Below are 15,215 nucleotides of genomic sequence, written 5' to 3' on the forward strand. Positions count from 1 at the left end.
CTTTCCGAACTCGGAAGTGAAACGCACATGCGCCGATGGTAGTGTGGCCTAAGCCATGCAAGAGTAGGTCATCGCCAGGGGCTTTACCCCTAAAACCCCCAGCCGAAAGGTTGGGGGTTTTTCTTTGTGCGCAAGGAAAGTCGATGCCCGCGCAAAGTTAATGCCGCGCAAAGTTGATGCCGCGGCAGTTGATACCGCGGAAGTTAATATCGCGGAATTTAATATCGCCGTCACCTCGCAGGGATTACTTTCAGCCGACGGCCCGAAGCGTCACGACGAGTACGTCGCGGTGCGATGGCTCCTGCGGATCCTGCGCTTCCACCGCGGTAACGCCGTGGAACACGCGCGAATCGTCCACCAGCGCCGCGTCCATTGGATGCGTGAGCGTGAAGCTCCCCAGCTCACGGCCATCGGCGGCATGGATGGTGGTCTTGCCGCTGACGATGTTGTGTCGATCGATCAGCAGGACCAGCACGTAATTGACGCCATCGCGGTGAACGCCCTCCGGTGTCGGTTGCCCGGGTTCGCCGGGGCGTGCCTCGATGCGGAACTGGTGCAGTTCGATGTGCCAGGCCGCCACCTCCGGCGACAGTTCGCCGTAGAAATCGCGGCAGAACTCGACGATCGCGCGCAGGCTGGAACTGGCGACGACCTCCGGCAAGACCGGCTCGAACCAGCGCTCGATGCCGCCCTGGAGGTTGTTGTAGTCACGGCTCTGGTAGTGCGGCTGATGCGGCTGGGGAACGATCCTGCCGGTGCTGCCGGCCGCAAACACGGCATAACGCCGGCTGCGATGGTGGCCGACGGCCGCCAGGTAGGCGTCCGGCGCCAGATCGTCCCAGCTCGCGGCGAACTGTGCCCAGTCATCGAGCGCGTCGCGCTGTTGGAAGAAGCCGCGCATCACGCCGCCGGCGACAAAGCCGAAGCCGTCGCGCCTCAGCGTTTCCTGCAGCGCGGAGAGGGTGTTCCGGGTTGTTTGCATTCGGGGGATGGCAAGCAGGGCGCGGCATCGGGCCGCCGCGCGTGGTCGATCGATGGCGGGCCTGGCCCGTCCGGGCCGGCCTTGCCATGCGATCAGGGAGTGATGTTCAGTGCCGCCTGCACCAGCAGCCACAGCACGCAGACAAAGCCGCCAGCCCAGGCGGCGCTGCGCAGCATGTGGTGCCCGCTGACGTACAGCAGGCCGTGCAGGATGCGGAAGACGACGAAAACGATGGCCAGCGTGCCGATCTGCGTGTGCGGCACGCCAGCCAGCTGGGCCATGATCACGCCCGCGGCGAATGGCGCGAACGCTTCGTAACTGTTGAGCTGGGCGGCGTTGGCGCGCAGCGAGCGCTGGCTCTGCTGGCGCTCCTGCCAGCGGCGCGGGTCGCGGTTGTCGTAGCGCTCGCCGCTCGCCTTGGCGACGGCCACCCACAGGTAGGGCAGGAAGGCGGCAATCAGGACACAGACGTACGCAGTGGCAAGCGTCATGGCATTCCCCGGTTGAGCAGGACGCCAGCGTAGCCGAAATGACAACGGCGCCCCACTGCCGGGGCGCCGTTGTCGTTGTGCAGCAACGCGGGCCTACTTCGCCGTGGGCTTCATCAGTTTGTCGTGGGCGGCGCGGAACGCGTTGCCCTCGTACCAGTTCGGCCACTGTTCGTTGCCCGCCAGGGTCTTGCCGACGCCATACAGCGCGTCGAGGTCCTGGATCACGCCGTCGAGCTTCCACGCCGGGTCGTACTCGTCGCCGGGCTTGTGGTAGCGGTTGTCGCGGTAGTCGACCTGCGCCTTCTGCCCGGCTTCCATGCCGCCCTCGACCAGGTCGTCGCCGCCCTTGGCGTAGAGCGAGGGGACGCCGGCCTTGGCGAAGTTGAAATGATCGGAGCGGAAGTAGAAGCCGTCCTCGGGCGTCGCCTCGGCATGCAGCACACGCTTCTGTCCATCGGCGACGGTCCTGAGGATGTCCTCGAGCTCGGAGCTGCCGAATCCCACCACCGTCATGTCATGGGCCTTGCCGATCACCGGCATGGCATCGAGGTTGATCACCGCCACGGTCTTGTCCAGTGGCGCGGTCGGGTGGGCGACGTAGTACTTCGAACCGAGCAGGCCCGACTCCTCAAGCGTCACGGCCAGGAACAGCAGCGAGCGGTCCGGCGGCGGCTGCTGCTTGCTGAAGGCTTCGGCGATCTCGAGGATGCCGGCCACGCCGGTGGCGTTGTCGACGGCGCCGTTGTAGATGTTGTCGCTGCCGCTCGGGGCCGCTTCGCCGTGACCCTCGTGGCCGTGATTGCCCAGGTGATCCCAGTGCGCCATGTAGACGATGGTTTCGTCCGGCCGGGTGGCACCGGGCAGGCGCGCGATCACGTTGCGCGAGGACTTCTCGCTGATCGTGCTCTTCAGGTCGACCGACAGCTTCGCCTGTAGCGGAATCGCCTTGAAGCCGGGTTTGCCGGCGGCCTTGTAGAGCTCATCGAGATTCTGGCCGAGCGAGGACAGCAGACTGCGCGCGACATCTGCGGTGATCCATCCCTGCGCGGGCAGGCGCGGTTCCGGATCGTCCTTCGCCGGGAGGTCGAACTGCGCGCCCGACCAGGAGTTCTTGACCACGTCCCAACCGTAGGACGCGCCGTCGGTGTCGTGGATGATCAGTGCGGCGGCGGCGCCCTGGCGCGCGGCTTCCTCGAACTTGTAGGTCCAGCGGCCGTAGTAGGTCATCCGCTTGCCCTCGAACAGTTTCGGATCCTGTCCGTGGAAGCCGGGGTCGTTGACGAACATGACCACGGTCTTGCCCTTCACGTCGACGCCGGCGTAGTCGTTCCACTTCTGCTCGGGCGCGTTGACGCCATAGCCGACGAACACCAGTTCGCTGCCGTCGACCTTGACTTCGTTCTTGCCGCTGCGCGTGCCGATCACCATGTCGCTGCCGAACTTCAGTTCGCGCGGCTGGCCCTTGACGTCGAGCTTGAGCACGGTGCCTTCGTCGGCGACGGTCTCGACCATCGGCACGGTCTGCACATAGCTGTCGCCGTTGCCAGGCTGCAGGCCGATCCGCTTGAACTGCGCTTCCAGGTAGGCGACCGTCTTGTCCTCGCCGGGACTGCCGGGAGCGCGGCCTTCGAACTCGTCCGACGCCAGCGTCTTGACGTGTTCGGCGAAGTCGGCGGCGTTGATCGAATCACCGAACGCGTGGCTGCTGCCGACATCGGCAGGGGCAGCGGACGGTGCGGCAGCCAGCGGCGCTTCAGAATCGGGCCTGGAGCAGGCCGTAAGCGCCATCGCGCCGACGAAAGCGCTGGCGATGGCGGCGGTAAGCAGGGGGGTGCGGGACATGGGACCTCCGGAATGGACCAACCGCGCAAGACCGTCAGGCGGCCTTGCGCGGATTTCCATTCTAGGGCCCGGTGCCGGCCGGCAACGTGCCGGTCGCGGCAGTTTGGGTGGCGGACCTTACTCCGGCGGCAGCGCGCCGTCGTAGCGCACCGCGGTGGCGCCGCTGATCGCGCCGGTCTTGGCGGTGCTGTGCACGTACAAGGTGACCTTGCGCTCGAACACCAGCGGGCCGTCGACCACGGCATTGGGTCCGATGATCACCTTCGGGTCGCGGCGGTTGAAGGAGAACCAGCTCTGGCTCGGCTTGGTGTAGCGGATGCGGCCCTTCACATGCGAGTTCACGCCGACGGTGAGGTCGCCGTTGACGGTGGTGATGTCGCCACCGACGTCGGTATCGACCAGGCCGATGGCGCCGTTGACCGTCTCGATGCTGCCGCGGACTTCACCGTCGCGGTCGACGAAGACGCCGCCGTTGACCGTCTGCAGGCCGCCGTCCAGTCGCGACTTTTCGCCGACGCGGATGCTGCCGTTGACCGTTTCCAGGCCACCGACCTGGACGTTCTCGGCGGCGTTGATGCTGCCGTTGACGGTCTCGGCGTCGCCGGCGCGGGCGCCTGCGCCGATCTTGATGCTGCCGTTGACGGTCTCGAGCTTGCCGGCCTGCTGGCCTGGCTCGACGGTGATGCTGCCATTGACCTTTTCGATGTCCTCGGCGGCGAAGGCGGCCGGGGCGGACAGGACCAGGGCGAGAGGGAGTACGAAAGCGGGGCGGATGCGCATCGGTTGGGATTCCGTAATGGGACAGGCTTCAATGCAGGAGATGCGGTCAGGGCGAATTCGGTTTACGCCGCTTCGCTACAATCGCAGCCAGTGCCGGTTCCGGCCCGTGCCCGAAGTCACCTTTCGCCGGTCCGGGCTGTTCCAGCGCCATCCCATCCCATCCAGTTCAGCCAGTTCAGCCAGTTCAGGGAATCCCCGACGTGCCAGCCACCTCCGTGCGCCCCAAACCCGTTGTCCTGCTGATCCTCGACGGCTGGGGCCACCGTGAAGACCCGACCGACAACGCCCTGGCGCAGGCGACCTTGCCGAACTGGCACGCGCTGCTGGCCAGCGCCCCGCACACGCTGATCCACACCGAGGGTCGCCACGTCGGCCTGCCGGACGGGCAGATGGGCAACTCCGAGGTGGGCCACATGAACCTAGGGGCTGGCCGCATCGTCTACCAGGACCTGACCCGGATCGATGCCGCGATCGAGGACGGCAGCTTCTTCGGCAACGAGGAGCTGCGCGCGGCCTGCGCCGCCGCCCAGAACAGCGGCGGCACCCTGCACGTGATGGGTCTGCTCTCGCCCGGCGGCGTCCACAGCCACGAGAACCACATCTTCGCGATGCTCGAACTGGCCCGCCAGGCCGGTGTCGCCAAGGTCGCCGTGCATGCCTTCCTCGACGGCCGCGACATGCCGCCCCGGTCGGCCGAAGCCAGCCTCAAGCGCCTGCACGACGTCTGCCGCAAGCTCGGCAACGCCCGCGTCGCCAGCGTCAGCGGTCGCTACTACGCCATGGACCGCGACCAGCGCTGGGACCGCCTGCGTCGCGCCTGGGACGCGATGGTCGAAGCGCGCAGCGAGCATGTCACCACCGGCCCGATCGAGGCATTGCTGCAGGCCTACGAGCGCGGCGAGAACGACGAGTTCGTCGCGCCGACCGTGATCGAGGGCAGCGCGCCCATGGCCGATGGCGACGCGGTGGTGTTCATGAACTTCCGCGCCGACCGCGCGCGCCAGCTGACCGCCGCGTTCGTCTCGCCGACGTTCGATGGCTTCGCCACGCGCCGGCCGGCGCTGTCGCGTTTCGTCTGCCTCACCGAGTACGACGCGCGCCTGCCGGCGCCGGTCGCGTTCGGCCCGGACGACCTGCGCAACACCCTGGGCGAAGTGCTGGCCGCCAATGGCCTCAAGCAGCTGCGCATCGCCGAGACCGAGAAGTACGCGCACGTCACCTTCTTTTTCAGCGGCGGCCGCGAGGATCCCTACGAGGGCGAGACCCGCATCCTGGTGCCCAGCCCGAAGGTCGCCACGTACGACCTGCAGCCGGAAATGAGCTGCCCGGAAGTCACCGCCCGGCTGGTCGCGGCGATCCACTCCGGCGATGTCGATGTCGCCATCTGCAACATCGCCAATCCGGACATGGTTGGCCATACCGGCGACATAGCCGCTGCGATCAAGGCGGCCGAAGCGGTGGACATTGCCATCGGGGCCATCACCCAGGCCGTGCGCGACACTGGCGGCGCACTGTTGATCACCGCCGACCACGGCAACCTGGAAATGATGCGCGACGCCTCGACCGGTCAGCCGCACACCGCCCACACCGTCGGCCCGGTGCCGTTCGTGTACGTCGGGCCGCGTGCGGCGACGCTGCGCAGCGGCGGCGCCCTGCGCGACGTCGCACCGACCATCCTCGACCTGCTCGGATTGCCGAAGCCGGCCGAGATGAGCGGAACGAGCCTGCTGGCGGGCTGATCCAACCCATGCCCGCCACCACGATGACGCGGCTGCTGCGCGCATTCGCCATCGTTGCCTGCCTCGTCGCCACGATGGCGGCGAGGCCCGTGGTCGCGCAGAGCAGCAGCGAGGCCGAACGCAAGCTGGAGAAGATCCAGCGCGAGTTGAAGTCGGTCGCCGACGAGCGTCGCAAGATCGAGGACCAGCGCGGCGATGCGTCGCGCAAGCTGCGCGCGGCCGATGAGAAGGTCGGCGAATCCAACCGTCGCCTGCGCGACATCGAAACGCGACTGGCCCGCGAGCAGTCATCGCTGGCGCAGTTGCAGCAGCAGCGCACGGACCTGCAAGAGCGGATGGCGGCGCAGCGCAAGGAACTGGCGCAGTTGCTGCGCGGCGCCTACCTGCAGGGCCAGGACGCGCCGCTGAAGCTGTTGCTGGCGCAGGACAGCGTCGCCGAAGGCAGCCGCACCCTGGCCTACTACGGCTACCTGCAGCGCGACCGCACGGCCCGCATCACCGAACTGAGCGCGCAGCTCAAGGAACTCGATGCGGTCGAGGCGGAGATCGTGCAGCGACGCAGCCAGCTTGACAGCACCCGCCAGCAGCAGCGCAGCCAGCTTGGCGAGCTGCAGTCCGATCGCAGCGAGCGTGCGGCGCTGGTCGCCACACTCGACCAGCGCTACAAGGACCGCAGTTCGCGCGAGCGCGCACTCGGGCGCGACGCCAAGGGCCTGGAGCAGTTGTTGAAGAAGTTGCGCGTGGCCGCGGCCCGGGCCGAGGCACAGCGGCGCGCGGCGGCCGAACGCGCCGCGCGCGAAGAGGCTCGACGCAGCAGTGGCAGCGGCGACGCCGCGCCGCGCAAGCCGCCGGTGGTGGTGGCCAGCGCGCCGGCGCCGCAGGTCGGCGGATTGGGGTGGCCGGTGTCGGGCTCACTGCTGGCCGGCTTCGGCGCGACCATGCCCGACGGACGCAGCAGCGACGGCCTGCTGATTGCCGCCGGCGCCGGTACGCCGGTGAAGGCGGTCGCCGACGGCACCGTGGTCTACGCCGAATGGATGACCGGCTACGGCCTGCTGCTGATCGTCGATCACGGCAATGGCTACATGAGCCTGTACGCGCACAACGACGCCCTGCTCAAGGACGTCGGCGCCAGCGTCAAGCGCGGCGACACCGTCGCCAGCGTCGGCAACTCCGGTGGCCAGGGCCGGCCGGCGCTGTACTTCGAGTTGCGTCGCAACGGTGCGCCGGTAAACCCGGGCACCTGGCTGCGGCGCTGACGGCTGAATGCACGTCCGCCGCCCGTCCGGCGGATTAACGAAAGCCTTCCATTGCCCCGTGCCAACGTGTCCATAATCAACACGCGAATGGACCCGCGCACGACTGCTCCCCGGAGCGGTCGCGCCACCGTTCAAAGTCCCTGACGTCCTGCCCCGGAGTTTCGTGCATGTCCCTGCGTCACCTGGTTCTGGCTCCTCTCGCTGGTGCAGCTCTCGCGGCTGCGGTCGCCTTGCCGGCCTTGGCGCAGGACACGCCTCCTGCGAGCACGCCTCCTGCGAGCGCGGCGCCGGAGGCGCCCATCGAGTCGCCCGACGCGGAGACCACCGAGTCCAAGGTTCCGCTGGAGGAAATCCGCCGCTATGTGTCGGTCTACAACGCGGTCAAGCAGGCCTACGTCGAGCCGGTTGGCGACGACAAGCTGATGCATTCGGCGATCCGCGGCCTGCTGTTCGATCTCGATCCGCACAGCGTCTATCTCGACAAGGACGATGCGGAAAGCTTCGAAGAGCAGTCGCGTGGCGCCTATGACGGCGTCGGCGTGGAGCTGATGCGCCAGCCCGATGGCGGCCTGCGCGTGATCGCCCCGATCGACGACACGCCCGCGGCGCGCGCCGGCATCAAGGCCGGCGATGTCATCACCGCCATCGACGGCAAACCGTTCAAGCCCGACGAAGGCGACAACTCCGGTCCGCTGCGTGGCGCGGCCGGCAGCAAGGTCACGCTGACGATCGTGCGCGAGGGCAAGGACAAGCCCTTCGACGTGACCATCCAGCGCGAGACCATCCGCATCGCCAGCGTGCGCAGCAAGATGCTCGAGCCGGGTTACGGCTATATCCGCATCAGCGCGTTCCAGGCCGATACCGCGGCCGATTTCGAAACCAAGGTCGAAGCGCTCAAGGCGCAGGCCGGCGGCAAGCTGCGCGGCCTGGTCATCGACCTGCGCAGCAATCCTGGTGGCCTGCTGACCTCGGCGGTGCAGATCGCCGACGACCTGCTCGACAGCGGCAAGATCGTCAGCACGCGCGGGCGCATCGCCATCAGCGATGCCGAGTTCTCGGCGACGCCGGGCGATCGCCTCGGCGGTGCGCCGCTGGTGGTGCTGGTCGATGCCGGTTCGGCCAGTGCGGCCGAAGTGCTCGCCGGCGCGCTTCGCGACAACGGGCGTGCGCGCATCGTCGGCAGTCGCACGTTCGGCAAGGGCTCGGTGCAGACCGTGCTGCCGCTGGACAACGGCGACTCGGTCAAGCTGACCACAGCGCGCTATTACACCCCCAGTGGCAAGTCGATCCAGGCGCTGGGCATCACGCCCGATGTCGTGCTGCATCCAGGCAAGGGCGAAGACAAGGCCGTGCGCAACCTCAGCGAGGCGAGCCTGCCGGGCCACCTGCGCGGCGATGGGGAAGAAGGCGACGGCCAGCCGGGCGACAACGCCGGCGACGTGCTCGACGGCGATGCGCCGATCACCGCGGCGCTGGTCGAGCTGAAGAAGCCGGTGGCGAGCAACGCCAAGCCGGCGGCGAAACAATAGCCACGCGCGTGCAGGCGCCAGCGCGGCGCCTGCAACGCAATTGCGTCAACGCGGTTTGGCGGGCATCGGGAACGGCGTGACCACCTTTTCGCCGGTGGTCGCGTCACGGATCGCCGACTGGCCTTTGCGCTCGACTTCCTCGACACGCACGATGCTGTGCATCGGCAGGTGCAGCACGCGGGTGTTGCCGAACTCGTCGCGCAGGCGCTCCTCGGTCGGGTCGATCACCACGCCCTCGTGCACATCGAAGACCAGTTCGCCGACCTCGGTGAATCCCCACAGCGAACCGGAACCGACGTGGCGGGCATAGAGCTCGTACACCTTGCCGGCGTTGAGGAAGGTCACCTTGTAGAGGGGCTTGGCCATGCGCGGGGAGTGTCCGGAGTTCGCGATCGGCGACGGCATTGCGTCGCAGTAGCAAACACAATGGGGCGGGCTTGTTGCCTTCTCAAGCTCGGACCACTTCAAGCCCGGACAACTGCCGGCCTGGGCGATGGCGCCTATAAACCGCGTTTGCGGCGCAGGCGCCGGGCAATGCCGGCGCGGGCGATCAGCGCGAACGCGCCGCCGAACGCGAACCCGGCCAGGTGCGCCGACCAGGCGACCGCGCCGAACGCCGGTCCGATGAAGGTGAAGAGCAGCTGCAGCAGGGCCCACACGCCGATCAGCAACGGCGCCGGCACCTTCACGAACTGCAGGAACAGCCCCAGCGGCACGACCACGCCGAGCTTGGCGCTCGGGAACAGCGCCAGGTAGGCGCCGATCAGCGCCGAGACCGCGCCGCTGGCGCCGATGATCAGCCGGTCGGGGGTGCCGATCGCGATCACCGCGGCCAGGTTGGCCACCGCACCGCCCAGCAGGAACAGCATCAACAGCCGCCACGGCCCCATCGCGCGTTCGGCGGGCAGTCCAAAGATCAACAGGAACACCAGGTTGCCCAGCAGGTGGGCCCAGTCGGCGTGCAGGAACAGCGCGCTGAACAGGCGCAGCAGCACGCCGCTGCGCAGCGAGGACCACCATTCCTCGGGCGAGGTCAGGCCGCCGGAGAGCGCGCCCCATTCCAGCAGGAGGCGACGCTGGTCGGAGTCAGGGAGCAGTTCGACGCCGATAAAGCACAGCCATAGAACGCTGAACAGGGCTGGCGTGGCCCAGCGAACCGGCGTGCGCTCGCGAGTCGGGATCGAGACGAACACCGTTCAGGCTCCCCGGTGGCCAACGTCATGGAATTGCCGGCAATTTGGCGTTGTGCAAGTGCGGAGGGGCATGCCGGCTTTTGTTAGCATCGAGTTAACTGCCGCGTTATAGTGCATACGGCGTCGTACGTCGGGAGGGGTTTCCGGCGCGCAACAGGCGCCCGGATTCGGTCGGGTGCCAGGCAATGGCGGCCGCGGAAGACATAAATACTCCAATGGAGACTACACGCATGCAACACGTTCACCGCTTCACCCGCCTGTCGGCGCTGGCTCTGGGCATCACCGGCGTACTGGCAATCGGTCAGGCCGGCGCTACCGGCTTCCAGATTCGCGAGAACAGCGTCAAGAACATGGGCCGCGCCAACTCCGGCACGGCCGTTGCCCAGGACGACGCCTCGGTTGTGTCCAACAACCCGGCGGCGATGGTCAACCTCAAGTCCACCACGGTCCAGGCCGACGTCACCGGCATCGACCTGACCGCCGACTTCACCGGCGGCGGCACCGCAGCCGCAGGCTCCCCGCTCGCCCGTCCGCTGACCGGCGGCAACGGTGGCGACCCGGGCAGCCTCGAGACCGTCCCGGCCCTGGCCGTGGTCGTGCCGCTGAGCGGCTCGCTTGAGTACGTCACCCTGGGCGCCAGCATCAGCGCGCCGTTCGGCCTGAAGACCGAATACGACCGCGACTGGGTCGGCCGCTACAACGCCGTCAAGTCCGACCTCAAGACCGTCGACCTGACGCTGTCGGCCGCGATCGAGCTGAGCGAGCGCTTCTCGGTGGGCGTCGGCTTCATCTACGAGCGTGCCGAAGCCACCCTTTCGAACGCCGTCGACTTCGGTTCGGCGATCTGCCGCGTCAACGTTGCTGCGTGCATCACGCCCAACCCGGTTGCCGCGCCGTTCGGTCCGCAGAAGAACGATGGTTTCGCCGAAGTGACCGGCGACGACACCGGCATCGGCTGGCTGTTCGGCGCCCAGTGGCGTCCGACCGACCAGCTCTCGATCGGCTACTCGCACCGCTCCGAGATCGACCATGACCTGGAAGGCTCGATCGAGTTCACCAAGCCGGCCGCCGTGCAGGCGCTGTTCGGCGCTGCTGGCATCACCCAGTACAACTCCGGTCCGGGTGGCGCAGCGCTGACCACCCCGGCGGTGGACACGTTGAGCGTGCAGTACGACTTCAACGACGACTTCCGCATGATGGCCGACATCCAGCAGACCGGCTGGGAGTCGTTGCAGTCGATCAACATCAAGCGTTCCAACGGCGCCCTGGTTTCTTCCGAGGCGTTCAATTGGGAAGACACGATGCTGTATTCGCTGGGCGCCGAATACGATCTGAACGACAGCTGGGCGCTCCGCGCAGGCGTCGCCAGCGACGAAACGCCGACCAACGACCAGGCCCGTACCCCGCGCTTGCCCGACAATGACCGCATGCTGTACTCGGTTGGCGTGACCTGGCAGGCGACGCCGGCCCTGAGCGTCGATGCGGCCTACATGTACATCTCGATCGACAGCCCGACCATCGACGTGGTTTCCTCGAGCGGCTCCCACCTGGTGGGCGAGTTCAAGGGTCACGCCGACCTGCTGGGCTTCTCGGCACGCTACAAGTTCTGATCCATTGCGTCATTGCTGCATGAAAAAGCCCCGCTTCGGCGGGGCTTTTTTTGTGCGCGGCGCGGGCTGTCCTTCGACTTCGCTGCGCTACGCTCAGGACGAACGGGTCGATGCGGAGCGCTCCGCTCAGGACGAACGGGTTGATGCGGATGGGCGGGTCGGAGCCCGCCCGATGCCTCAGTCGCCCAGCGTCAGCAGCGAGGCATTGCCGCCGGCTGCCGTGGTGTTGACGGTGATCGTCTTCTCGGTGGTGAAGCGCGGCAGGTAGTGCGGGCCGCCGGCCTTGGGGCCGGTGCCGGACAGGTTCTGGCCGCCGAAGGGCTGCACGCCGACGACCGCACCGATCTGGTTGCGGTTGACGTAGCAGTTGCCCACCTTCACTCGCGCGCTGATCTTCTCGATGGTTTCGTCGATGCGCGAGTGGATGCCTAGCGTCAGGCCGTAACCGGTGGCGTTGATCGCGTCGATCACCGCATCGAGCTGGTCGGCCTTCCAGCGGATCACGTGCAGCACCGGGCCGAAGACTTCCTTGTGCAGCTGGTCCAGCGACTTGAGTGCGTACGCGCGCGGGGCGAAGAAGCTGCCGTGCGCGGTGTCGGCGTCCACGGCAACCTCGCCGATCTTTGTGGCCTCCACGTCCATGCGCGCGGCGTGGTCGACCAGCATCTTCAGTGCATCCTCGTCGATCACCGGGCCCACGTCGGTCGACAGCAAGCCCGGGTCGCCGACCTTCAGTTCGGCCATCGCGCCGGCGAGCATCGAGGTCACCTTGTCGGCGATGTCCTCCTGCACGAACAGCACGCGCGCGGCCGAGCAGCGCTGTCCGGCGGAAGTGAAGGCCGAACCGATCGCATCCTTGACCACCTGCTCGGGCAGCGAGGACGAGTCGGCGATCAGCGCGTTCTGGCCGCCGGTCTCGGCGATCAGCACGCCGATGGCGGCATCGCGCGCGGCCAGTGCGCGGTTGATCGCGCGGGCGGTGTCGGTCGAGCCGGTGAAGGCGACGCCGGCGATGCGCGGGTCGCGCGTGAGCGCGGCGCCGACGGTGGCGCCGTCGCCGGGCAGGAACTGCAGCACGGCTTCGGGCACGCCGGCCTCGTGCAGCAGCTTCACAGCGTAATAGCCAATGAGGTTGGTCTGCTCGGCCGGCTTGGCGATGACCGAGTTGCCTGCGGCAAGCGCCGCGGCGATCTGGCCGGCGAAGATCGCCAGCGGAAAGTTCCAGGGGCTGATGCAGACGAACACGCCGCGGCCGGACAGCTGCAGCGTGTTGGACTCGCCGGTCGGGCCCGGCAGCGCTTCGACCTGGAACAGCTTGCGCGCCTGGCCACCGTAGTAGCGCAGGAAGTCGACCGCCTCGCGCACTTCGGCGACGCCGTCGGGCAGGGTCTTGCCGGCTTCCTTGGTGCACAGCGCCAGGTACTGCGGCATGCGCTGCTCGAGCAGGTCGGCGGCGTGTTCGAGGATGGTCGCGCGGCTGGCGGCCGGCAGCGTGTTCCAGGCGTCCTGCGCGGTGACGGCGTTCTTCAACGCCTGCTCGACGGTTGCGGCATCGGCGGCCTGCCACTGGCCGACGGTCTCGCGACGGTCGGCCGGGTTGGTCACGGCAATGCTGGCGCCGCCGATGGTCGTGCCCGGCACGAGCGGGGTGGCGCGCCAGTCGCTGCGGGTGGCCTGGTTGACCTGCTCGGCGAGTGCGCGCAGCTGGTCGTCGTTGGCGAAGTTGATGCCCATGGAATTGGTCCTGTCTGCATGCTGTTTCGAGTCCGCGTAGCTGCGGTACAGATCGACCGGCTGCGGGATGCGCGGATGCGCGATGGAGTCGAAAGAGGAAACGGTGGCGACCGGATCGTGGATGAGGTCATCGATGGCGATGTCCTCGTCGGTGATGCGGTTGACGAAGCTGGAATTGGCGCCGTTCTCGAGCAGGCGGCGCACCAGGTACGGCAGCAGGTCTTCATGGCTGCCGACCGGCGCGTACACGCGGCACGGTACGTCGAGGCGTTCGGCCGGAATCACTTCGGCGTAGAGGTCGTCGCCCATGCCGTGCAGCTTCTGGAACTCGAAGTGCTTTGCGCGACCCATGGTCTTCGCGCGCTGGTGGATCGTGGCGATCGTCTGCGCGTTGTGGGTGGCGAACATCGGATAGATGGCGTCGCCGGCCTCGAGCATGCGGCGTGCATTGGCGAGGTAGCTGACGTCGGTGTTGGGCTTGCGCGTGAACACCGGGTAGCCAGGCTGGCCGTCGACCTGCGCGCGCTTGACCTCGCTGTCCCAGTACGCGCCCTTGACCAGGCGCACCGGGATGCGGCGGCCGTGGCGACGGGCGAGGTCGGCGATGAAGGCGATCACTTCCGGCGCGCGCTTCTGGTACGCCTGGATCGCCAGGCCGTAGCCTTCCCAGCCGTTGAGCGAGGCATCGGCGTAAGCGGCGGCGATGACGTCCAGCGACAACTCGAGACGGTCGGCCTCTTCGGCGTCGATGGTGAAGCCGATGCCGTAGGACTTGGCCAGCTGCGCCAGTTCGAGCACGCGCGGCGTCAGTTCGGCGAACACGCGTTCGCGCTTGGCATGCTCGTAGCGCGGGTGCAGCGCCGAGAGTTTGACCGAGATCGAAGGCGCGGCGAATACGTCGAGCTTGCCGTCGCGATCGCCGCTGGTTGGCCGGACGCTCTTGCCGATCGCGTGGATCGCATCGCGGTACGCCTGCAGGTAGCGCAGCGCATCCTTGGTGGTCAGCGCGCCTTCGCCGAGCATGTCGAACGAGTAGCGGTAGCTTGCATTGGCGCCCTTGACCGAGCGCGCCAGCGCCTCGCCGATGGTCCGGCCCATCACGAACTGGTGGCCCATGATCTTCATCGCCTGGCGTACGGCCAGGCGGATCACCGGCTCGCCGACGCGGCCGAGCAGGCGCTTGAACGCGCCATGGACGTCGCGCTTGGTCTCGTCGTTGAGATCGACCAGGTGCCCGGTCAGCATCAGGCCCCAGGTCGAGGCGTTGACCAGGACCGAGTCGGACTGGCCCATGTGCCGCTTCCAGTCCGCATCGCCGAGCTTGTCGCGGATGAGTTTGTCGGCGGTCTCCTGGTCGGGGATGCGCAGCAGCGCCTCGGCCACGCACATCAGCAGCACGCCTTCCTCGCTGCCCAGGTCGTACTGGCGCATGAAGGCCTCGATCGCGCCCTGGTCCTTTGCCCGGGCACGCACGCGCTGGACGATGCCCGCGGCGGTGGCCTGGGCGGCGTCGCGCTCGGCGTCGGGCAGTCGCGCGAGCTCGAGCAGGGCGCGGACGTGCCCGGCCTCGTCGCGGACCCAGCCGGCGGTGATCGCGGCACGGGGCGCAGCCGGCGCCGGCGGGAGTTCGGGGCTGAGCAGCGCGCGCGTCGGCGGCGGGCCGTCGCTGGCGACGGCGGGGGAAGCGTTGATGGTCATCGGGCCCGGGGAGACTGCCGTGGGGAGCCCACTAGTTTAGAGGCTATGGGCGTCGCTGGCCCGTGCGCCCGTGGCCCCGCCCGGCGGGCAGCGCCCTTCCGAAGTCGGAGCGCGCTGGGGAATTTTTGCCCCGCAAGCCCCTCAAGCGTGGCAAAGAGCCGTTTTTGCAAGGTGCAAGGCCCGCTTACTGCATCGCGCAGGTTGCCGCAGCAGTGGTCGGCGGATACCATTTCCCGGTTATCCGTAGCGCTATGGGGCGATCTGCCCCGGCGTGATGGGCCCCATACCAAGTGTCAGGGGCTCGCCAGCCACCTCCGTCCGGACGGTCCCCGCGTGTTGCGCGGCCGGTGCCGGGAGA

10 protein-coding genes, 1 rRNA gene and 1 pseudogene are annotated in these 15,215 nt (G+C 67.9%); 5 read left to right on the top strand and 7 right to left on the bottom strand.

Features of this window, described 5'->3' with window-relative positions:
- A 5S ribosomal RNA gene (gene rrf, locus AB4Y64_RS10165) occupies window positions 1-80 on the top strand; the annotation flags it as partial.
- Between the two features lie 170 nt (window positions 81-250).
- Here the strand turns inward: rrf and AB4Y64_RS10170 are convergent.
- The 4 genes from AB4Y64_RS10170 to AB4Y64_RS10185 form a co-directional block, all read right to left on the bottom strand.
- A complete protein-coding gene (locus AB4Y64_RS10170) occupies window positions 251-982 on the bottom strand; it encodes a 2OG-Fe dioxygenase family protein (protein ID WP_441816344.1) in 732 nt (243 codons plus the stop codon).
- A gap of 92 nt (window positions 983-1,074) precedes the next feature.
- On the bottom strand, window positions 1,075-1,473 hold the full coding sequence (locus AB4Y64_RS10175; RefSeq protein ID WP_441816345.1) for an MAPEG family protein: 399 nt from the start codon (window positions 1,471-1,473) through the stop codon (window positions 1,075-1,077).
- A 93-nt stretch (window positions 1,474-1,566) separates the two neighbouring features.
- Complete coding sequence (locus tag AB4Y64_RS10180) at window positions 1,567-3,315, bottom strand: M28 family metallopeptidase (RefSeq protein ID WP_441816346.1); 1,749 nt, start codon at window positions 3,313-3,315, stop codon at window positions 1,567-1,569.
- A 117-nt stretch (window positions 3,316-3,432) separates the two neighbouring features.
- The gene (locus AB4Y64_RS10185) at window positions 3,433-4,089 is read right to left on the bottom strand and encodes a hypothetical protein (RefSeq protein ID WP_441816669.1); all 657 of its coding nucleotides are present in this window, start codon (window positions 4,087-4,089) and stop codon (window positions 3,433-3,435) included.
- Window positions 4,090-4,295: 206 nt separating this feature from the next.
- On the opposite strand from AB4Y64_RS10185, the gene gpmI reads away from it, so the two are divergent.
- The 3 genes and pseudogenes from gpmI to AB4Y64_RS10200 all read left to right on the top strand — a co-directional run.
- Window positions 4,296-5,834 carry a 2,3-bisphosphoglycerate-independent phosphoglycerate mutase gene (gene gpmI / locus AB4Y64_RS10190; protein WP_441816347.1) on the top strand — a complete coding sequence of 513 codons (1,539 nt, stop codon included), beginning with the start codon at window positions 4,296-4,298 and terminating at the stop codon, window positions 5,832-5,834.
- Window positions 5,835-5,842: 8 nt separating this feature from the next.
- On the top strand, window positions 5,843-7,093 hold the full coding sequence (locus tag AB4Y64_RS10195) for a murein hydrolase activator EnvC family protein (RefSeq protein ID WP_441816348.1): 1,251 nt from the start codon (window positions 5,843-5,845) through the stop codon (window positions 7,091-7,093).
- 182 nt (window positions 7,094-7,275) lie between these two features.
- Window positions 7,276-8,619, top strand: a pseudogene (locus AB4Y64_RS10200) (S41 family peptidase); the annotation flags it as partial.
- 48 nt (window positions 8,620-8,667) lie between these two features.
- Here the strand turns inward: AB4Y64_RS10200 and AB4Y64_RS10205 are convergent.
- Window positions 8,668-8,988 carry a DUF1820 family protein gene (locus AB4Y64_RS10205; protein WP_441816349.1) on the bottom strand — a complete coding sequence of 107 codons (321 nt, stop codon included), beginning with the start codon at window positions 8,986-8,988 and terminating at the stop codon, window positions 8,668-8,670.
- A 134-nt stretch (window positions 8,989-9,122) separates the two neighbouring features.
- On the bottom strand, window positions 9,123-9,815 hold the full coding sequence (locus AB4Y64_RS10210; RefSeq protein ID WP_441816350.1) for a rhomboid family intramembrane serine protease: 693 nt from the start codon (window positions 9,813-9,815) through the stop codon (window positions 9,123-9,125).
- Window positions 9,816-10,045: 230 nt separating this feature from the next.
- Between AB4Y64_RS10210 and AB4Y64_RS10215 the strand changes: the two genes are divergently transcribed.
- Window positions 10,046-11,425 carry an OmpP1/FadL family transporter gene (locus tag AB4Y64_RS10215; RefSeq protein ID WP_441816351.1) on the top strand — a complete coding sequence of 460 codons (1,380 nt, stop codon included), beginning with the start codon at window positions 10,046-10,048 and terminating at the stop codon, window positions 11,423-11,425.
- A gap of 177 nt (window positions 11,426-11,602) precedes the next feature.
- Here AB4Y64_RS10215 and putA read toward each other — a convergent pair whose 3' ends face one another.
- Complete coding sequence (gene putA / locus AB4Y64_RS10220; RefSeq protein WP_441816352.1) at window positions 11,603-14,857, bottom strand: bifunctional proline dehydrogenase/L-glutamate gamma-semialdehyde dehydrogenase PutA; 3,255 nt, start codon at window positions 14,855-14,857, stop codon at window positions 11,603-11,605.
- Window positions 14,858-15,215: the final 358 nt, after the last annotated feature.

Source organism: Lysobacter sp. TAF61, from assembly GCF_052113485.1.
Lineage (GTDB): Bacteria > Pseudomonadota > Gammaproteobacteria > Xanthomonadales > Xanthomonadaceae > Lysobacter_J.

Excerpts from the sequence above, each read along its gene's own strand:
- AB4Y64_RS10170 (WP_441816344.1), bottom strand. The coding sequence starts at position 982 with ATGCAAACAACCCGGAACACCCTCTCCGCGCTGCAGGAAACGCTGAGG.
- AB4Y64_RS10175 (WP_441816345.1), bottom strand. The coding sequence starts at position 1,473 with ATGACGCTTGCCACTGCGTACGTCTGTGTCCTGATTGCCGCCTTCCTG.
- AB4Y64_RS10180 (WP_441816346.1), bottom strand. The coding sequence starts at position 3,315 with ATGTCCCGCACCCCCCTGCTTACCGCCGCCATCGCCAGCGCTTTCGTC.
- AB4Y64_RS10195 (WP_441816348.1), top strand. The coding sequence starts at position 5,843 with ATGCCCGCCACCACGATGACGCGGCTGCTGCGCGCATTCGCCATCGTT.
- AB4Y64_RS10205 (WP_441816349.1), bottom strand. The coding sequence starts at position 8,988 with ATGGCCAAGCCCCTCTACAAGGTGACCTTCCTCAACGCCGGCAAGGTG.
- AB4Y64_RS10215 (WP_441816351.1), top strand. The coding sequence starts at position 10,046 with ATGCAACACGTTCACCGCTTCACCCGCCTGTCGGCGCTGGCTCTGGGC.
- putA (WP_441816352.1), bottom strand. The coding sequence starts at position 14,857 with ATGACCATCAACGCTTCCCCCGCCGTCGCCAGCGACGGCCCGCCGCCG.